18 protein-coding genes and 2 tRNA genes are annotated in these 18,288 nt (G+C 67.5%); 13 read left to right on the top strand and 7 right to left on the bottom strand.

The features are described 5' to 3' along the window. Positions 1-19 precede the first annotated feature (19 nt). Positions 20-340, bottom strand: a complete 321-nt coding sequence (locus tag AB0L97_RS15790; protein ID WP_355075883.1) for a hypothetical protein — start codon at positions 338-340, stop codon at positions 20-22. Between the two features lie 369 nt (positions 341-709). On the opposite strand from AB0L97_RS15790, the gene AB0L97_RS15795 reads away from it, so the two are divergent. Next, complete coding sequence (locus AB0L97_RS15795; RefSeq protein WP_364429749.1) at positions 710-1,258, top strand: DUF4254 domain-containing protein; 549 nt, start codon at positions 710-712, stop codon at positions 1,256-1,258. On the opposite strand, the gene AB0L97_RS15800 is transcribed toward AB0L97_RS15795, so the two are convergent. Genes AB0L97_RS15800 through AB0L97_RS15810 form a run of 3 tightly spaced genes read right to left on the bottom strand, consistent with a single transcriptional unit; the run spans position 1,259 to position 3,867 of the window. Beyond that, positions 1,259-1,576: a hypothetical protein gene (locus AB0L97_RS15800; protein ID WP_355075879.1), complete on the bottom strand. Its 318-nt coding sequence runs from the start codon at positions 1,574-1,576 to the stop codon at positions 1,259-1,261. Continuing rightward, complete coding sequence (locus AB0L97_RS15805; RefSeq protein WP_355075877.1) at positions 1,577-2,725, bottom strand: acyl-CoA desaturase; 1,149 nt, start codon at positions 2,723-2,725, stop codon at positions 1,577-1,579. A gap of 20 nt (positions 2,726-2,745) precedes the next feature. Beyond that, positions 2,746-3,867 (bottom strand): ferredoxin reductase, encoded by a 1,122-nt coding sequence (locus AB0L97_RS15810; protein WP_355075875.1) that lies wholly within the window; start codon positions 3,865-3,867, stop codon positions 2,746-2,748. A gap of 172 nt (positions 3,868-4,039) precedes the next feature. On the opposite strand from AB0L97_RS15810, the gene AB0L97_RS15815 reads away from it, so the two are divergent. Then, on the top strand, positions 4,040-4,660 hold the full coding sequence (locus tag AB0L97_RS15815; RefSeq protein ID WP_355075873.1) for a TetR family transcriptional regulator: 621 nt from the start codon (positions 4,040-4,042) through the stop codon (positions 4,658-4,660). A gap of 93 nt (positions 4,661-4,753) precedes the next feature. Here the strand turns inward: AB0L97_RS15815 and AB0L97_RS15820 are convergent, their stop codons facing one another. Further along, a complete protein-coding gene (locus AB0L97_RS15820) occupies positions 4,754-6,094 on the bottom strand; it encodes an MFS transporter (protein WP_364429755.1) in 1,341 nt (446 codons plus the stop codon). A 123-nt stretch (positions 6,095-6,217) separates the two neighbouring features. On the opposite strand from AB0L97_RS15820, the gene AB0L97_RS15825 reads away from it, so the two are divergent. The 4 genes from AB0L97_RS15825 to lysA all read left to right on the top strand — a co-directional run bounded on the left by AB0L97_RS15825 (position 6,218) and on the right by lysA (position 11,216). Continuing rightward, positions 6,218-6,796 carry a PadR family transcriptional regulator gene (locus tag AB0L97_RS15825; protein WP_355075869.1) on the top strand — a complete coding sequence of 193 codons (579 nt, stop codon included), beginning with the start codon at positions 6,218-6,220 and terminating at the stop codon, positions 6,794-6,796. Then, positions 6,793-8,823, top strand: a complete 2,031-nt coding sequence (locus AB0L97_RS15830) for an NADPH-dependent 2,4-dienoyl-CoA reductase (protein WP_364429759.1) — start codon at positions 6,793-6,795, stop codon at positions 8,821-8,823. The genes AB0L97_RS15825 and AB0L97_RS15830 overlap by 4 nt, the downstream gene beginning before the upstream one ends. A 106-nt stretch (positions 8,824-8,929) precedes the next feature. Further along, a complete protein-coding gene (cmrA, locus tag AB0L97_RS15835) occupies positions 8,930-9,733 on the top strand; it encodes a mycolate reductase (RefSeq protein WP_355075865.1) in 804 nt (267 codons plus the stop codon). A gap of 142 nt (positions 9,734-9,875) precedes the next feature. Beyond that, complete coding sequence (gene lysA, locus AB0L97_RS15840) at positions 9,876-11,216, top strand: diaminopimelate decarboxylase (protein ID WP_364429763.1); 1,341 nt, start codon at positions 9,876-9,878, stop codon at positions 11,214-11,216. A gap of 9 nt (positions 11,217-11,225) precedes the next feature. Here the strand turns inward: lysA and AB0L97_RS15845 are convergent, their stop codons facing one another. Next, positions 11,226-12,914, bottom strand: a complete 1,689-nt coding sequence (locus AB0L97_RS15845) for a helicase HerA-like domain-containing protein (RefSeq protein ID WP_364429766.1) — start codon at positions 12,912-12,914, stop codon at positions 11,226-11,228. A 185-nt stretch (positions 12,915-13,099) separates the two neighbouring features. On the opposite strand from AB0L97_RS15845, the gene orn reads away from it, so the two are divergent. The 3 genes from orn (at position 13,100) to AB0L97_RS15860 (ending at position 14,736) form a co-directional block, all read left to right on the top strand. Then, positions 13,100-13,753, top strand: coding sequence for an oligoribonuclease (orn, locus tag AB0L97_RS15850; protein ID WP_355075860.1), 654 nt, complete (start codon positions 13,100-13,102; stop codon positions 13,751-13,753). A 55-nt stretch (positions 13,754-13,808) separates the two neighbouring features. Then, positions 13,809-13,884, top strand: a tRNA-His gene (locus AB0L97_RS15855). Between the two features lie 600 nt (positions 13,885-14,484). Then, positions 14,485-14,736, top strand: coding sequence for a hypothetical protein (locus AB0L97_RS15860; protein WP_355075858.1), 252 nt, complete (start codon positions 14,485-14,487; stop codon positions 14,734-14,736). A 64-nt stretch (positions 14,737-14,800) separates the two neighbouring features. On the opposite strand, the gene AB0L97_RS15865 is transcribed toward AB0L97_RS15860, so the two are convergent. Next, a complete protein-coding gene (locus AB0L97_RS15865; RefSeq protein ID WP_355075988.1) occupies positions 14,801-15,943 on the bottom strand; it encodes an Ig-like domain-containing protein in 1,143 nt (380 codons plus the stop codon). Positions 15,944-16,344: 401 nt separating this feature from the next. Between AB0L97_RS15865 and AB0L97_RS15870 the strand changes: the two genes are divergently transcribed. From AB0L97_RS15870 to AB0L97_RS15885, 4 genes are all read left to right on the top strand, one after another. Further along, positions 16,345-16,417: transfer RNA gene (locus tag AB0L97_RS15870), tRNA-Lys, on the top strand. Continuing rightward, the gene (locus tag AB0L97_RS15875; protein ID WP_364429771.1) at positions 16,410-16,610 is read left to right on the top strand and encodes a hypothetical protein; all 201 of its coding nucleotides are present in this window, start codon (positions 16,410-16,412) and stop codon (positions 16,608-16,610) included. Before AB0L97_RS15870 ends, AB0L97_RS15875 begins: the two co-directional genes overlap by 8 nt. 518 nt (positions 16,611-17,128) lie before the next feature. Next, a complete protein-coding gene (locus tag AB0L97_RS15880) occupies positions 17,129-17,761 on the top strand; it encodes a transglycosylase SLT domain-containing protein (protein WP_356968312.1) in 633 nt (210 codons plus the stop codon). A gap of 137 nt (positions 17,762-17,898) precedes the next feature. Further along, positions 17,899-18,213 (top strand): hypothetical protein, encoded by a 315-nt coding sequence (locus tag AB0L97_RS15885; RefSeq protein ID WP_355075853.1) that lies wholly within the window; start codon positions 17,899-17,901, stop codon positions 18,211-18,213. Positions 18,214-18,288 lie beyond the last annotated feature (75 nt).

An 18,288-nucleotide genomic window follows, 5' to 3' on the forward strand; every position in this document is an offset into this window, starting at 1 on the left:
GCCTCCGGGACGGTCCGCCTCAGGCCGGTCCGCTCGACTGCGCCGAATACAGGCTGACCTCGCCACCCTCACTGAGAAAAGCGTTGACCAGCATGGTACGGGTGGTTCGCAGCTCCTCCTCGTCCGGCGCGGCGGTGGTGATCGAGATCTGCGGGATGACCGCCCAGTTGACCACGTAGCGCTCCGGCGGGCCGTCGTCGTCGGACAGCCGGGCGAGACGGAAGACCGAGACGGTCTTGCGGACGATCAGATCACGCACGACCTCCGCGATTCGCTCAGGGTCTTCCAGCGCGAACATGAAGCCGAATGTCAGCTCCGGCGATGACACGTAGGCGGGCACGAATACCGAGGCTAGCCCATGCGGCGGTGGCGCGCAGCGCACGCACCGAATCGGTTGCTGCTCATACGCTCGACAATTTCGAGAACGCACCGCCGAGCGCCGGTCCGGGTGACCGATCCGTAACGGAATATAACGATTTCCCGGCAGCTTTCGGATTCACAGACCAGAGTATTGCGCGGCTTCGGTTACCGCGCTTTCCTGAAAGTGTCCTGATTTCTCGGACCGTCTTCTCCCGCATCGTCGCGGATTTCCCGGTTTCTCTGCCGTGCTGGTGGAACGCGGGATGGCATCCGGGTGCGGGACTGCGCCGGAGCCGAGGGGCGCCCCTCCCCGAAATCCCCCTCGGCCCTGGCGCATCCAGGATTCGTCGTGTCGCAGAGGTATGTCATGCCCACCGAATACGCTCAGCGCAGTTTCGGAGCCCAAGAGCTGCCGCCGCCCGCCGCACTGCTTCGCGCGATTCGCGAACCCGGCGAGAACCAGCACCGGCACAGCGTGCTGCACGCCGCGCGGAAGCTCGTCGACTGCCATGAGCGACGGCAGCGGGCACTCGAGCGATCACACGCCCCGGAGGCATCCAGCACCCGCGTCGCCGCCTGCACCCAGCAAGTGGAGGACATCGACGGCTGCCGCGCGGAATGGATCGGGCGGATCGACGCATGGGTGGCGGAGAACGTGCAGCACCGAGAGGGCGCCTCCCTGCATACCGAGACACTCGGCGCGGTCATCGACCGAATCGCGGCCAAATGGGTTTCGGCCCGACACTCTTTGGACGACGAGATCACGACCGGGCCGCACCCGGGGCAGGCGGGCGGTGAGGCCCACCTGCAGTGGTCCAGGCTGGCCGAGCTGGTCGACGGCTATCAGGATCTGATCACCGACGTCATCGAGCATCGGCGCAGGCTGCCGGTCTGGTGATCAGCGCGGCTCGTCGACGCCCGGCTCGACGACTTCGGCGTCGAGGAACGCCTCCGTCGCGTCCGCCCGCGGTTTCGTGACCGTGACCTCGGTCTCGGTGTCGAGGTCACGATCGAGATCCCGCTGTGCCTCCGCGTCCCGGCGCGCCGCGGCCGCCGCCTCGTTCATCTCGATGGCGTCGGTGATCCACTCACCGATCTCCTTGGTGACCTCGGCGACCGTCCCCGTGATGATGTTGGCGATATTGCCGACGTGCCTGGCACCGGAAGACGTCAATTCCTGAATGAGATCCTTGTTGCTCTCGAATTTCCCGATCATTCACACGCCCGCTTCGCTCGCCTTTCGCTGACGCATCACGATAACACCGGGGGACGGTTCGCTCTCGACCCAGCGCGGCGGAAGTGCCAGCTTGAAAATCTTCTTCCATACCGAGCCGATCTGCTTACCGAGCGAGCCGGTGTTGTACGGCAAACCGTACTTTTCACACAGTGCGCGGACCGTAGGCGCCATCTCCGGATAACGGCTCGCGGGCAGATCGGGAAACAGATGGTGTTCGATCTGATGCGACAAATTCCCGGACATGATGTGGAACAGCTTGCTGCCGGTGATGTTGGCCGAGCCGAGCATCTGCCGGATGTACCACTCGCCGCGGGTCTCGTCCGCGGTCTCCTCCTCGGTGAACGTCTGTACGCCGGCCGGGAAGTGACCGCAGAAGATGATGGCGAAGGCCCACACGTTGCGCACCAGGTTGGCGGTGACGTTACCCGCCAGCGTGTGGAAGAACAGCGGTCCGGTCAGCGCGGGGAACACCAGGTAGTCCTTGAGCACCTGCTTGCCCGCCTTGCGCCACTGACCGAGGATCAGGTTCTTGACCTCCGGCCACTTCTTCTTACCCGCCAGGATGTGCTCGACCTCGAGGTCGTGGCCCATCACACCCCACTCGAACAGCATCATGAGCACGAAGGCGTATAGCGGCTGGCCGAGCCGGAGCACGTTCCACTCCTGCGCCTCGTCCATGCGCAGGATGGAGTAGCCGATGTCGCGGTCCTTGTTGTGGATGTTGGTGTAGGTGTGGTGCAGGTAGTTGTGCGAGTGCTTCCACTGGTCGGCCGGGCAGACCGTGTCCCATTCGAACACGCGGGAGTTCAGGCCGGGCTCGCGCATCCAGTCGTACTGGCCGTGCATGACGTTGTGGCCGATCTCCATGTTGTCCAGGATCTTCGACACACTCAGCGCCGCCACGGCGGCCAGCCAGAAGGGCGGAAGGAAGCCGAGATACATCAGGCCGCGCCCGGCGATCTCGAATCCCCGCTGCGCCTTGATGATCGAGTACAGGTATTCCCGGTCGCGCTCGCCGAGGTCGGCGACGATGGCCGCGCGCAGCTCGTCGAGTTCACGGCCGAGTTCCTCGATCTGGTCCGGGCTCAGGACCAGCGGTCCGTTCTCGGTTTCGGTCAGGATGGTCATAATTGGCTCCCCTTCGTGAATCAGATGTCGATGTCGACGTCGCCGACCGGCGCGCTGATGCACAGCTGGATCGGCTGGTCGGGGTCGGTGTCGGTCTCGCCGGTGCGCAGATTGCGCGTGCAGCCGGAGCGGCGCACCGCTGTGCAGGAGAAGCAGATCCCCATGCGGCAGCCGTACTCGGGCGTGAGACCGGCGGATTCGGCTTGCTCGAGCAACGTGGCTCCAGTGTTGTCGGCGCTCACGCCGCTGGCCGAGAAACTGACGGTGCCGTGTGCGTCGGCGGCGTCCACCGGCGCGACCGACAGCGTGAACTCCTCGGAGTGCAGCCGGTCCTCGAGTTGCTCGGCCTGATAGACCGTGCGCACCGCGTCCATCAGCGACGGCGGGCCGCAGACGAAGGTCTGCGCGTCGGCGAACCAAGGCGCGACGCGCTCCAGTTCGTCGTAGTCGAAGTACCCGCTGCCCTTCGGCCGGGCGAGATCCACCCACGGCGCACCGGAATCCGCCCGCGGCGCCAGATCCGGCATGCGATGCGGATAGCGCAGCTCGATGCGGAAGTTCGGATGCCGTGCAGCGATCGCGTCCAGTTCCGCTCGGTGCGGCAGCACTGCGGGCGACTTGGCGTAGTGCAGGAAGACGACCTCGCCCGAATGGTCCTCCGCGGCGAGCGTGCGCAGCATGGACAGCACCGGCGTGATGCCGCTGCCACCGCTGATCAGCAGGACGCGCCGCGGCCGCGACTCGGGCAGCCGGAACACGCCGTCGGCGGGTGCCAGGTCGACCACCATGCCGGGGGCGGCGTGACGGTACAGGTACTGCGACACCAAACCGTCCGGATGCGCTTTCACGGTCAGCTCGATATGACGATCCCGACCGCCTTCCGGGTTCACCGGCGAGTAGCACCGCGTGTGCCGCACGCCGTCGATCACCACGCCGATCTGGACGTACTGTCCGGCGACGTGGCCCTGCCAGTGCCGGGTGGGGCGCAGCGTGAGCGTCACCGAGCCGGGCGCCGAGCGGCGCACGTGAGTGATCTCGGCCCGCATGTCCCGCACCGTGAGGGTGGGGCGGACCAGCTCGAGGTACCGATCCAGCGGGTGCGGCGAGGTCAGGGTCTGCACCAAGTTGATGAGATCCACCATTTGTTCTCCGTACCTCTTGTCGGACTGACGACGTGCGGCTGGAATTTCAGTGCACGTCTGTACACTCAACTAGTGTGACGGATGACCGGGGCTAGGTGTCAACCGGCGAAACATGTGACTCGAACTACATCTGGGGATAGGTCGAATGGTGAACGGATGTATGCTCACCGAGATGAGTGAGCAGGCGGCTACCCGAGGCGAACGCAAGGAGCGGACCAGGCAGGCGCTCCTGGACGGCACGCTCGCGCTGGCCGCCGAACGCGGATTCGCCGCGCTCAGCCTGCGGGAGATCGCCCGCTCGGCCGGCATCGTGCCGACGGCGTTCTACCGGCACTTCGCGTCGCTGGAGGACCTCGGCGCCACGCTGGTCGACGACGGCGTCACCGCGCTGCGGCTGGCGCTGCGCGAAGTCCGCCGCAATGCCGACGCGGGCCTGTCGGACACGGTCCGCTTCGTGTTCGCGCAAGTGGGCCCCAAACGTGAGCTGTTCGGCTTCCTCACCAGGGAGCGCCACGGCGGGTCCGCCGCCTTGCGCACGGCCATCGCCCGGGAGATCCAACTGATCGTCCGAGAGCTCGTCGCCGACCTCTCCCGCATCCGGGCCCTGGACTCCTGGACGCCACGAGACCTGGAGATCGCCGCCGATTTGATGGTCAGCACGGTGACCGACGGGATCGCCGCCTACGTGTCGGCCGCGCCGCGCGACGAGCAGGCGATCATCGACCGCACCGTCCAGCAGATGCGTTTGATCGCACTCGGCATGGGCGGCTGGCGGCCACCGAAGCGGCGCTGATCCACCGCCGAACTCACTCGGCGGGCCGTGACTCCTCGACGCCGCCGCCCGCCGCGACCGGATCCGCCGAACTCACTCGGCGGGCCGGGGCTCCTAGACATCGCCGCGCACCGTGACCGGATCCGGTGACCGCACCGGCAGCAGCACCGCGAGCCCGGCCGCGAGCACGACCAACAGGCCCGCGATCCCCGCCCGGTCCGAACCGAACAGCCAGACGAACAAGCCGAACAGGCTCGGGGCGAGGAAGGACACCGCGCGCCCGGTGGTCGTATACAAGCCGAAGAGCTGCCCCTCCCGGCCCGGCGGCGCGAGGCGGGTCAGGAACGAGCGCGCCGCCGCCTGCGCCGGGCCGACGAAGACGGTGAGCAGCAAGCCGAAGATCCAGAACATCAGTGGGCCGGACACCACCAGCAGCGCCAGCCCGCACACCAGCATCGCGGCCAGGGACACCACGATGACGATCTTCGGCCCGGCCCGGTCGTCGAAGCGCCCCGCGACGATCGCACCCAGCGCCGCAACGACATTGGCCGCGATGCCGAACAGCAGCACATCCGAGTCGGCGATCCCGTAGACGCGCACGGCGAGCACCGCACCGAAGGTGAACACCCCGGCGAGGCCGTCCCGGAAGACGGCGCTGGCCACCAGGAAGCCGACCGTGCGCCGGTCGACGCGCCACAGCTCGCGCAGGTCACGCCACAACACCCGGTACGAGCCGAGGAATCCCGCGCTCGCCGCGCCGGGATCGGCGTTCGTCCGTGGCAGTTCGGGGACCGCGAACAGCACCGGCAACGCGAAGGCGGCGAACCAGACGGCGGCGAGCACGGCGACCAGCCGGATGTTGAGTCCCTGATCGGTGGGCACGCCGAGCAGCCCGCGGTTGTCTCCCTCGCCGGATATGAAGCCGAAATAGCAGATCAGCAGCAGCAAGATGCCGCCGAAATAACCCATCGCCCAACCGAATCCGGAGACCCGGCCAACGGTCTGCGGCGTGGAGACCTGCCGCAGCATCGCGTTGTACGGCACGTTCGCCAGTTCGAAGCAGGCCGACGCGAACGCCAGCAGCGCCAAGCCGAACCACAGGTCGTGGTAGTCGTCGTGCACGAAGAACATCAGCGTCATCGCCGCGACGGTCAGCGCGGTCAGCGCACCGAGCGAGCCCTTGCGTTTCGCGGACGCGTCGAAGCGCTGTCCGCTGACCGGCGCGGTCAACGCCACGATCAGGCCCGCGATGCCCAGCGCCCACCCAAGCCACGCGCTGGCGGAGACACCGCCGGGCAGATCGTCGCCGACCTTGTCGGTGAGATACACCGAGAAGACGAAGGTGAGGATCACGGCGTTGAATGCCGAAGATCCCCAATCCCACAGCCCCCACGCCACCACTTGCCCGCGCCCGGCGGCCTGCCCGACTGTCGCCTGGGCGTTCACCTCGGTCATGCCGCGCAGCTTAATGCGCGAGACGGTGACGAGGCGGGCCGAAATCGGGTCCGGCCGTGACGAAACGGAGGGTACTTATGCACCTAGTTGCATAGTACCGAGTGTCACGGCTATCCTCACCGCATGGCACTCGAGCATGCGTTGCTGGTATCGCTGACCGAGCGCGCCGGCTCGGGGTACGAGCTGGCGCGCCGCTTCGACAAGTCCATCGGCTACTTCTGGAGCGCGACCCACCAGCAGATCTATCGCGTCCTCAAGCGCATGGAGGAGTCCGGCTGGGTCGACGGCGAGACGGTGATCCAGGAGGGCAGGCCGGACAAGAAGGTCTACTCGGTGAGCGAGACCGGACGCGCCGAACTCGCGCGCTGGATCGCCGAACCGAGCGATTCCGCCACTCCGCGCAACGAACTCGCCGTGAAGATCCGCGCCGCCGCGTACGGCGACATCACCGCGTTGCGCGCGGAGGTGGCCCGCCACCGCGACCAGCACGCCCAGCGGCTCGAGCTGTACCGGCACATCGAGAAACACGACTTCCCCGCTCCCGAGCGGCTCGCCGGGACGGCCCTGCACCAGTACCTCGTCCTGCGCGCGGGCATCCGCGTGGAGGCCGGATTCGTCGAATGGTGCGACGAAGTTCTGCAAGCACTACACCCGCGCGCGACAGCCCCGCACGCGGACGGAGAAAGGCGACCTGCCCCATGAGCTCCTTCCCCCATCTGTTCGAGCCGCTCGATCTCGGCTTCACCACCCTGCGCAACCGCGTGGTGATGGGTTCGATGCACACCGGGCTGGAGGACCGCGCCTGGGACACCAACAAACTGGCCGCCTACTTCGCCGAACGAGCACGCGGCGGCGCGGGCCTGATCATCACCGGCGGCTACGCGCCGAATCGCGCAGGCTGGCTGCTGCCTTTCGGCGCCAAGCTGACCAACAAAACCGAAGCGTACCGGCACCGCGCGATCACCAAAGCGGTGCACGAGCACGGCGGCAAGATCGCCATCCAGATCCTGCACGCGGGTCGCTACTCCTACATGCCGGGCAGTGTGTCGGCGTCGTCCATCAAGGCGCCCATCAACCCGTTCCGGCCGCGCGCGCTGTCGGCCAAAGGCGTCGAGCGCACCATCGACGACTACGCCCGCTGCGCGAAGCTGGCCCAGTTCGCGGGCTACGACGGCTGCGAGATCATGGGCGGTGAAGGATATTTCATCAACCAGTTCCTCGCGCCGCGCACCAACAAGCGCACGGACGCGTGGGGCGGCTCCCCGGAGAACCGGCGCCGGATCGCGGTGGAGATCGTGCGCCGCACCCGCGCCGCGGTCGGCCCGGACTTCATCATCGTGTTCCGGCTGTCCATGGCCGAACTGGTGGAGAAGGGACAGAGCTTCGACGAGATCGTCGCGCTGGCCGTGGAACTCGAAGCCGCCGGGGTGAACATCCTCAACACCGACATCGGCTGGCACGAAGCGCGGGTGCCCACCATCGTCACCTCGGTACCCCGTGCCGCCTTCGTCGAATTCACCGCGAAGATCACCGCGCGGGTGACCATCCCGGTGTGCGCGTCGAACCGGATCAACATGCCCGAGGTGGCCGAGGAGATCTTGACCCGCGGTGACGCGCAGCTGATTTCGCTGGCCCGTCCCTTCCTCACCGATCCGGAGTGGGTGAACAAGGCCGCCCAGGATCGCGTCGACGAGATCAACACCTGCATCGCGTGCAACCAGGCGTGCCTGGATCACGCCTTCCAGCGCAAGACGGTGTCCTGCCTGCTCAATCCGCGCGCCGGGCACGAGACCGAGCTGAAACTGCTGCCGACCCGCCGCAGCAAGCACATCGCCGTGGTCGGCGCGGGCCCGGCCGGGCTCTCGGCGGCGGTGAGCCTCGCCGAACGCGGCCATCGCGTCGACCTGTTCGAGGCCGACGACAAGATCGGCGGCCAGTTCGACATCGCCCGCCGCATCCCGGGCAAGGAAGAATTCAGTGAGTCGATCCGGTACTACACCCGGATGCTCGAGCTCACCGGCGTCACGGTGCACCTGAACAAGCGGGTCGGCGCCGCAGAACTCATCGCGGGCGGCTACGACGAGGTCGTGCTCGCCACCGGCGTACAGCCGCGGATCCCGGACATCCCCGGTATCGACCACCCCATGGTGCTGTCCTACGCCGAACTGGTGCGGGAGGAGAAGCCGGTCGGCAAGCGCGTCGCCGTGATCGGCGCGGGCGGCATCGGCTACGACGTCAGCGAATTCCTCACCGTGGAAGGGCATCCCGCCCTCAAGCTGGACGAGTGGAAGGAGGAGTGGGGCGTCACCTCCGACGACGAGCAGGTTCCCGGGCAGCTCACTACGCCCAGGCCGGCTCCGGCGGCGCGCGAAGTCGTTCTGTTGCAACGCAAGACCACTCCGTTCGGGAAGGACCTGGGCAAGACCTCCGGGTGGGTGCATCGGGCCGCGCTGAAGGCCAAGGGCGTCGAGCAGATCGGCGGTGTGAACTATGAGCGCATCGACGACAACGGCCTGCACATCAGCTTCGGAGAGAAGCGACAACGGCCCCAATTGATCCCGGTCGACAACGTCATCGTCTGCGCGGGCCAGGAATCCGTGCGCGACCTGGAGGCCCCGCTGCGCGCCGCCGGGATGAGCCCGCACCTCATCGGCGGCGCCGAACTGGCCGCCGAGCTGGACGCCAAACGAGCCATCGACCAGGGCACCCGGCTGGCCGCACGGCTGTGAGCGGGCGGCGGCCGGGCCCGGACGCCCGGCCGCCGTGACCGCGGCACGGAACCCCGCCGGGGATCGTGCGGCGGACCACCGGGTCACGTCGCCTAGGCTGCATCGGGTGAGCCTGCCCTCCCCCACTTCCGAGAACCGCGCGGTCGTCACCGGCGCCTCCTCCGGCATCGGCACCGCGCTCGCCGCCGAACTCGCCGCCCGCGGCTACTCGCTGATCCTGGTCGCCCGCCGCGAGGAGCTGCTCACCGAGCTCGCGCAGCGACTGACCCTGGCCCACGGCATCACCGCCGAGGTGCGCGCGGTCGACCTGGCCGACCGCGAGCAGCGCGCTGTACTGGTGAAAGAACTGGCGACCCGCGAGATCGCCGTCTTGTGCAACAACGCGGGCATCGCGACCTTCGGCGCGATCGCCGAACTCGACCCGGCCTACGAGCGCGCGCAGATGGAGCTCAACGCCGTCGCCGTGCACGACCTGACGCTGGCCGTGTTGCCCGGCATGCTCGCCCGCGGCAGCGGCGGCATCCTGATCAGCGGCTCGGCCGCGGGCAACATGCCGATCCCGAACAACGCCACCTACGCCGCGAGCAAGGCGTTCGCCAACACCTTCTCCGAATCGCTGCGCGGCGAGCTGAAAGGCTCCGGGGTGCACGTCACCCTGCTCGCGCCCGGCCCGGTCCGCACCGAGACCCCGGATCCCGCCGACGCCTCCATCGTCGACCGGATGGTGCCCGACTTCATGTGGGTCTCCTCGGAAGCCACCGCGAAGGTGTCCATCGACGCGCTCGCCCGCAACAAGATGCGCGTTGTCCCCGGCCTGATCAGCAAGGGAATGAGTGTGGCGGGACAGTACGGCCCGCGCGCGGTCACCGCTCCCATCGCCGGCGCGTTCTACAAGAAACTCGGCAGCTGAGCCAGCCGCGTCAGCGAGCTGTCAAGAAGCGACGCACGGTGGTCAAGGATCCGCAAATGACCGGCCCACCGGCCCCGCCCCCGGCGTAGTCCTGGCATCGGCCCCGCAATTCGAGAAAGCGGGGGCGACCCAGGAGAACATCGTGACGCTGCTCGACATCCTCCCGTCATTGCGGTCGGGATCACCTTCGCGCCTGGATGCCGCGGTCTGGCCGCGAGACACGCACTACGACGGCGACGGCGGGATCACCCTCGGCGGCGTCGCCCTCGCCGACATCGCCGATCAGTACGGGACGCCCACCTACGTCCTGGACGAGCAGGAGGTACGGTCCCGCTGCCGGGCCTATCGCAAAGCTTTTCCCGAGGCCGAGATCATCTACGCGGGCAAGGCCCTGATGACCCGGTCGGTGCTGGATTGGGTTACCCAGGAAGGCCTTTCGGTCGACGTGTGCTCGGCGGGCGAACTGGCCGTCGCGCTGGCGGCCGGTGTGGACCCCGCGCGCATCGTCCTGCACGGCAACGGAAAGTCGTTCGACGAACTGGCCACCGCCGTGCGCAGCGGGGTCGGCCGGATCGTGATCGACTCGCACACCGAGATCACGCTGCTGTCCGCCCTGGCCACGAAGCCACAGCAGGTGTTGCTGCGGCTGTCCCCCGGCATCGATGTCCACGGTCATCCCGCGGTGCGCACCGGTGTGCACGACCAGAAGTTCGGCTTCCCCCTCGGCAGCGATTCGGCCGCCGAGGCGATCGACCGTGTGCTGCGCCAACCGAACCTCACCCTGGTCGGCTTCCACTGCCATCTGGGCTCGCAGATCTACAACCCGGATCACTACGGCGAGGCGGTACGGCGCTTGGTCGCCGCGATGGCGCAGGTGCGGCAAGACCACGGCGTCGTGCTGACCCAACTGGATCTCGGCGGCGGTCACGCGGTGGCCTATCGCGCCGGTGAGGCCGACATGAATCTCGCCGAACTCGCCGACATCCTCGAGGACGCCCTCGACGCCGCCTGCGCCCGCCACCACTTCCCACGCCCGGTCCTCGCGCTGGAACCCGGCCGCGCCGTCGTCGCCAGGGCCGGGGTGACGCTGTACCGAGTGCTCTCGATCAAGCACGTCGAAGGCGGGCACACCTACGTCACCGTGGACGGCGGGATGAGCGACAACCCGCGCGTCGCGCTCTACGGCGCGCGCTACGAGGTCGTGGTCGCCAGCCGCCACCCGTGCGGTCCGCAGATGACCGCGACGGTCGCCGGTCGCTTCTGCGAGGCGGGCGACATCCTCGCCGCCGACGTCCGGCTGCCTGCCGACCTGCGCCCCGGCGAGGTGCTCGCGATGCCGTGCACCGGCGCCTACCATCACAGCCTTGCCTCGTCCTACAACACTGTCGGGCGGCCGCCGATCATCGCCGTTCGACACGGCCGCGCCCGCGAACTGATCCGCAGGGAGACGACGGCGGACCTGCTCGCCCGCGAGGTCGGATGACCGGCGCGCTCAACGGCGCCGGGTGCCGAACAGGCTGCGGGTGATCTCGCGTCCCGCCGCGGCGGCGGCCGAGCGCAGGAAGCCGCGGACCGCGGGGTTCCGCATGATCCGCTCGGCGGCGGACTCCTCTTCCACGCGGTTCACGTTACGGCCGGGGACGGGTGCCGGTTCCGGCTCCCGCGTCGCGTCGGCCATCTTGGCGGCCAGCAGTTCGTAGGCCGATTCCCGGTCGATGGTCCGGGCGTACTTCGAGGCCAGCGGGCTGGACAGCGCCCCCGACCGGATCGCGTCCACGCCGATGGTGTCCATCAGCGACCGGGGTGGCCGCATCCTGGTCCAGGCCACCGGCGTCGGCGCGCCCTGCTCGGAGAGCACCGTCACGATCGCCTCGCCGGTGCCGAGGGAGGTCAGCGCCTGCTCCAGGTCGTATACACCGGTCCTGGGGTAGGTGCGGACGGTCTTGGCCAACGCCTTCTGGTCGTCCGGGGTGAACGCGCGCAGCGCGTGCTGGATGCGCGCGCCGAGCTGGGACAACACCGGGTTCGGGATATCGGTGGGCAACTGTGTGCAGAAGAACACGCCCACTCCCTTGGACCTGATCAGTTTGACGGTCTGCTCCACCTGATCCAAGAACGCCTTCGAGGCGTCGGAGAACAGGAGGTGCGCCTCGTCGAAGATGAACACCAGCTCGGGACGCTCCACGTCGCCGACCTCCGGCAGGGTCTGGAACAGGTCGGCCAGCACCCACATCAGGAATGTGGAGAACATCACCGGCCGCGCCGCCTCGGCACCCAGCTCGAAGAGTGTGATCACCCCTTTTCCGTCCACCACCCGCACCAGGTCGGCCGGATCGAGTTCCGGCTCGCCGAAGAACGTTTCGCCGCCGTCGGCCTCCAGATTCGCCAAGGCGCGCAGGATCACGCCCGCGGTGGCCGCGGAGACACCGCCGATGCCTTTCAGGTCATCCTTTCCCTCGGAGCTGGTCAGATGAGTGATCACGGCGCGCAGGTCCTTCAGGTCCAGCAGCGCGAGGCCATTGCGGTCGGCCCAGTGGAAGATCAGTCCGAGGGTGGATTCCTGCGTCTCGTTCAGCCCGAGCACCTTGCTCAGCAGAACCGGGCCGAACGAACTGATCGTGGCGCGGATCGGAAGCCCTGCCCCGGTGGTGCCCAGCGACACGAACTCGGTGGGGAAGCCGGTCGCCGCCCAGTCCGCGGCGCCGGTCTCCGCGATCCGCGTGGCGAGTCTTTCGCTCGATCGGCCCGGCTCGGCCAAACCCGACAGGTCGCCTTTGATATCGGCCAGCACCACCGGAACCCCGGCGCTCGACAGTTGCTCCGCGATGCCTTGGAGGGTCTTCGTCTTCCCCGTGCCGGTCGCCCCCGCGACCAGACCGTGCCGGTTCATCATCCGCATCGGGATACGGACGCGCGCGCCGGAATCCACCCTCCCGTCGACCACCACGGTGCCCAGGTCCAGCGCAGCGCCCTCGAACGCGTAGCCCGCGGCGATCTCTTGTGCGGCGGTCGAGCCCGGGGACGGTTCGTCTCTTCCTTCGGCAGCACCGGCTCCACCCGCCGTCTGCTCGGCCAGTTCACGTTCCGCGGCCTCCGCGGCGGCGGACGCCTCCGCCGCGATCCGCGCCGCCTCGTCGGCCGCTTTGCGCGCCGCGGCCGCCTTCTCCTTCGGGGTGGTCATCGCACGTCTCCGTCCTGGCTCGACCGGGCTGCTTCACTCAATGTTTGCTGCCGCACCGAAAACGCCGGGTGACGATCTGGAAGAAACTGTATCGCCACCGGTCGGATTCCCGTCCACATCGGCGGCTTCGGGGTTGCCGAGCCGTATCGCGGGCACCGGACCTTCGCCCGGCTAATGTTGCACGGGTGTCCGACAAATACATGGTGTGGATGGATTGCGAGATGACCGGCTTGCGCTTGGACAGCGACAAGCTGATCGAGGTGGCCGCACTCGTGACCGACAGCGATCTCAACATCCTCGGCGAGGGCGTGGACATCGTCATCCACGCCGACGACGACGCGCTGGCCGCGATGCCTGCCGTGGTCGCCGAGATGCACGCGCGCTCCGGGCTGACCGACGAGGTCCGTCGCTCCACCGTCACCCTCGAAGAGGCCGAGCAGCGCGTGCTCGACTACATCCGCCAGTACATCCCCACCCCGCGCACCGTGCCGCTGGCAGGCAACTCGATCGCCACCGACCGCGGTTTCATCGCCAGGGACATGCCGCTGCTGGATGCCCACCTGCACTACCGGATGGTCGACGTGAGCTCGATCAAAGAGCTGTGCCGCCGCTGGTACCCGCGCATCTACTTCGGCCAGCCGGAGAAGGGCCTGAGCCATCGCGCACTGGCCGACATCCAGGAGTCCATCCGGGAACTGGAGTACTACCGGCGGACCGCGTTCGTCGCGCCGCCCGGTCCCTCCACCACCGAAATCGCCGCCGTCGCCGCCGAGGTCTCCGAGACCGCCGAACAGCGGACCGAATCGGCGCAGGTCAACGGCTCGCCAGATAACGATTAGGGAGTGGGCGGGTAGACACGCTAATATCTAGCCCGCCGGTTCTTCACCGGCGATGGTGAGCGTAGTTCAGTTGGTAGAGCACCAGGTTGTGATCCTGGCTGTCGCGGGTTCGAGTCCCGTCGCTCACCCCAGGTGTCGCGGTGTGCGAACCGTCCTCTGAGGCGGTTCGCACACTACGGCTGGCGCTTTCTCTACTCTGTTCATTCCCCGCATCGGCGCGCGACGTGAAATAGCCGTCCGTATCTCTCCGAGGCGGCGATCATGTCCCGAAGATCCCAAGCCATCGGCAAGCGCCTGCACTCGAATGGGTCCACATGCGAAATGCGTCACGATGCGGCGTGCCATTTCATGCCTGAGCGCGCCCTCCTGCCACGGCCGACCACCGAAGGTCTCGGCGCCTATGGAAATCGTCTTCCGCAGAGGCCGAGCGCCCGCATGACCCGCCTCGCCGCACCGGCCGGGTCCTGACGCGTTCGTCGCGGGCATCGCTTCGCGCCGCCGATCGAGGAAACCGGCCCACGTCCCCACCGAGAGCCGAGTCGGCTCGATCGGGCGCGGCTGACACTCCGCGCAAGGCTCTTTCACTGCGCCCCAGACCTTTTGCCGCAGGCACTCGCCGCGATGTGAAACGAAACCACTCCAGAATCCGCCACGCGTCCGTAGACTGCGGTGCACGTGGGACGGTGTCGCTGGGGCGCCTTCCCGGTTCGACCAGAAAGACACACCTCGTGATGCGTTCCGCGGTTATCGCAGCCTTCGTCGGCGCCACTCTCCTCACCGGATCCAGCGGAACCGCGGTCGCGGGAATCGGACTTCCCCCGCTGCCCGACTCCGGCTCGGCGTCGAGCGGATCGGCGGGCGGCCTGGCCACCACCGGCTCCTCCGGCACCGGTTCGGCGGGCAGCAAGCTGCTGTGCGCCGCCACCGGCAGCGCCATCGCGATCCTGGGCGACGCCCAGTTGGGTTGCAACATGCTGCCGTGACCCCCTGAACGCCGAACGGGCCACCGGATTCGCTCCGGTGGCCCGTTCGGCGTTCCGCTTCGGCTCAGCGATTGTCTTCGGCGTTGCCCGCTTTCCAGACCGACCACGGGATGTTCCAGTCACCCAAGCCGTCCACACCGGACAGGGTGCCGCCCACGGTGTTCTTCACGATCGTGATGTCACCGCGCTTGGCGTTCTGGAAGACCCACTGCGCGTTCGCCGGACTGAGGTTCAGGCAGCCGTGACTGGTGTTGCTGTAACCCTGCGCACCGACCGACCAGGGCGCCGAGTGGAAGAAGATGCCGCTGTAGGACAGTCGCGTCGCGAAGTCGACCGGCGTCTTGTACCCGTCGGGCGCGTTGACCGCCACGCCGTAGGTCGAGGAGTCCATGATGATCTTCTCGTGGCGGTCGGCCACGATGTAGACCCCGTTGTCGGTGGGGGTGCTGTCCTTGCCCATCGAGGTCGGCATGGTGCGGATCACCTGGCCGTTCAACTCGACGGTCACCTGCTTGGTGTTGTCGTCGGCGGTGAAGACCATCGCGTCGCCGATGGTGAAGAACGAGTGGATGTTGTCCTGCCCGTACAGGCCGTTACCGAGATTACGTCCGTAGACGTTCACATCGACGGTGATCTTCGATCCCGGCGCCCAGAAATGCTCCGGCCGCCAGCGCACCTCGCGGTTGTTCACCCAGTAGAACGCGCCCTCCACCGGCGGCTCCGTGGTGATCTTGATCGCATCCTGCGCGGCCTTCCGGTCGGGGATGTTCTCGTCGAACTGGACGGCCACCGGCTGTCCGATACCGACGACCTCCGCCTCGCCGGGCACCAGGTAGGGCTTGGTCTGGTTACCGGGCGAACTCGTGGTGAAACTCAGCGTCGCGGAGTTCGCCCCGCCGAGCCCGATCGCGTCGGCCTTCAGTCGGTAGGTCTTGCCGTAGCCGAGCACCTCGGTGGTCTCCCACGAACGCCCGTCGGCGGCGAGCCTGCCCTCCACCGCCTTGCCCTGCGGGCTGACCAAGCTCACGTTGGTGAACTTGCCGTCTTCCACCTTGAGCGCCAACGGGACGCCCGGCGATACCCCTACCTCGCCATCTTTCACCGGCGACAACAACTTCGGCTTGATCAGTTCTGTGATGGGGTTGCGGTCGATGGCCACCTGAGCCGCGTCCTTGGCGTCGGATGCCGAACATCCGGTCAATGCCAGCGCGGCGACCGCGACAACTATCACCGGTCCCGCGAACGTGCGTAGCGACCGCCTCGTAGTCGGCTTGCGCACGTGCCGACCTCGACCAAAACTCATTTCAACCCCGTTTCAAAGTCTCGGCGCTCCAGGACACACCGAGGGCTTCGGATACCGACCGCCACGCCGCTCACCCCGCCGTGTACGCGGGCGGTCGAAACCACAATCGGACATTCTGCCAGTGCGTCACGTCCTGGCCAATGTGAACACCTAGTCCGTCACTGCAGCGTTACCACCACTAGATCACCGCGGCGAACCCACGCGTTACGGCGGCGGAGAGCATCACATCCGCGCCGGTCAGGACACGATTTCACTTCTGCGGCCCCGGCCTGTTAAGGTTTGTCCCGCACCGGAACACGGAGCAAGCGCCATTAGCTCAATTGGCAGAGCAGCTGACTCTTAATCAGCGGGTTCGGGGTTCGAGTCCCTGATGGCGCACAACACGCAAACCGTGCCCTTGTCAGTCATCGGCTGGCAAGGGCACGGTTTTTTTCGTCTCCACGATGGCCCCGATTTCCGTGACATCACCGTGACCTGGAGTTTTTCCCAGTTGCACCAGTGGTCTCAATTCGGACAGCTATACGCCCGCGATCGCCGCGAAATCCACCTGTGCGCCCGAAAATTTCTGTGACCTACGGCACAAGAGGTTTAACGGCAAACTCCCAGCTTGGATAACGATTCGGCAACCGCGTCTTGGGCTTTCCAAGATCGTCAGCGCCTGCCGTTCATGATCAGTTCACCGTCCGTTAACCATGCGTGACCATTCTGCAATCAGGTCACAAAGCGACCTGAAGTTTGGTCAGCCCGAGGAGTTGTAGACACCGATTCGGTAACGATCACACGGCAGGCACCCTGCCCGCCACGTGATCGGCGGAGCGGAATCCGGCAACGGACCCGCAATCCCATACTTCCGCCCGTCTCACCGCATCGAGGATGCGGGTCTCGCGCGACAAGCGGCCGAGCCCACCGAGGGCGATCCGGTGCCGCACGCAGAAGCGTCGCGTTCCGGGGACATCAGCGTCCCCCACAACAAAACCACACAAAAGCACATGGCCGTTTCGGCGAACGCACACGAGCGTACGCCGCAGGATCCGTGCTGCCCAACTGCGGCCGGATCGAGTAAGTCCCCGATCAAGGAACCGATTCGCAATGCCTGACAGACGCCTTTCCACCCTTCGCCGCCCCTCGCTCCGCGAAACCGTCACCGTCGCCTTCGCCGCCGCGGGTGTCGTCGCCGTGGCCGCCTGCTCCGCGGCGTCCGTTGCCGACAACAGCGTCCCGTCTCGCATCGCCATGGTGGCCGAGCAGCAGCCCGAGGCCGCCGCCGCTCCGGTCGCCGCACCGGCGGCCGAGGCGATCCCCGCGCCGATGCCCGCACCCGCGCCCGCCCCCGCCCCCGCGCCCGCTCCGGAGGCGGCCCCGGTCCCGGCCCCGATGCCCGCCCCGGCCCCGCCGGTCTACGCGGACAACCTGGACGGCTGGATCCGCCAGGCGCTCGACATCATGTCGGCGAACGGCATCCCCGGCACCTACAACGGCATCTACCGCAACATCATGCGCGAGTCGACGGGCAACCCCCAGGCCATCAACCTGTGGGACTCCAACGCCGCCATGGGCATCCCGTCCAAGGGCCTGCTCCAGGTGATCGACCCCACCTTCGCCGCCTACCACGTCGCCGGCACGCCCTTCGACATCTGGGACCCGGTCGCCAACATCGCCGCCGCCTGCAACTACGCGGCGCACCGCTACGGCTCGATGGACAACGTCAACAGCGCGTACTGATCCACACCGTCACGCAGCCTCCCCATCCATCGGATGGGGAGGCTGCGGCGCTTTCCGGCCGTGTCCGCGCGGTCGGGCAGGCGTATCTGCGGCTCGGCAATAATGGTCCACATACCCGCGACCCCTTGGACCTTGCCGTGACCGACTACGCACACAACGACGCGGCGGCCAAGAGCCGCGCCGAGAAAGCACGCCGGCTGGCGAGTTACCTCTGGCCCCGTGGCATCACCGGCTCCGAGGTGCTCGCGATGCCCGCGCCGGTACGGCGCAAACTGGCCAGGGCCGCCGGAACGAATCCGCCGAGCACCGACGAGACCTGGACCGCGGTGGCACGGCTGCTGACGGAGAAGGACGACTGGGCCGCCCGACATCCGCGGCATCCCGCTGCCCGGCGCGAGCACACCGACGAGAAATTGCTCTGGGTGAAGCCGCCGATCACGCCGTGGTTCTGAGTTTCCGCGAAAGTCTTTGCGATTCAACGTTTTCTGCGTCTACTACAGACTTCCGTAGACTAGCGTCATGCACCC

Source organism: Nocardia sp. NPDC051911 (assembly GCF_040681035.1).
Lineage (GTDB): Bacteria > Actinomycetota > Actinomycetes > Mycobacteriales > Mycobacteriaceae > Nocardia > Nocardia sichangensis.

Coding starts and splice junctions, on each gene's coding strand:
- AB0L97_RS15800 (WP_355075879.1), bottom strand. CDS start 1,576: ATGATCGGGAAATTCGAGAGCAACAAGGATCTCATTCAGGAATTGACG.
- AB0L97_RS15805 (WP_355075877.1), bottom strand. CDS start 2,725: ATGACCATCCTGACCGAAACCGAGAACGGACCGCTGGTCCTGAGCCCG.
- AB0L97_RS15810 (WP_355075875.1), bottom strand. CDS start 3,867: ATGGTGGATCTCATCAACTTGGTGCAGACCCTGACCTCGCCGCACCCG.
- AB0L97_RS15815 (WP_355075873.1), top strand. CDS start 4,040: ATGAGTGAGCAGGCGGCTACCCGAGGCGAACGCAAGGAGCGGACCAGG.
- AB0L97_RS15820 (WP_364429755.1), bottom strand. CDS start 6,094: ATGACCGAGGTGAACGCCCAGGCGACAGTCGGGCAGGCCGCCGGGCGC.
- AB0L97_RS15825 (WP_355075869.1), top strand. CDS start 6,218: ATGGCACTCGAGCATGCGTTGCTGGTATCGCTGACCGAGCGCGCCGGC.
- AB0L97_RS15830 (WP_364429759.1), top strand. CDS start 6,793: ATGAGCTCCTTCCCCCATCTGTTCGAGCCGCTCGATCTCGGCTTCACC.
- AB0L97_RS15845 (WP_364429766.1), bottom strand. CDS start 12,914: ATGACCACCCCGAAGGAGAAGGCGGCCGCGGCGCGCAAAGCGGCCGAC.
- AB0L97_RS15860 (WP_355075858.1), top strand. CDS start 14,485: ATGCGTTCCGCGGTTATCGCAGCCTTCGTCGGCGCCACTCTCCTCACC.
- AB0L97_RS15875 (WP_364429771.1), top strand. CDS start 16,410: ATGGCGCACAACACGCAAACCGTGCCCTTGTCAGTCATCGGCTGGCAA.
- AB0L97_RS15880 (WP_356968312.1), top strand. CDS start 17,129: ATGCCTGACAGACGCCTTTCCACCCTTCGCCGCCCCTCGCTCCGCGAA.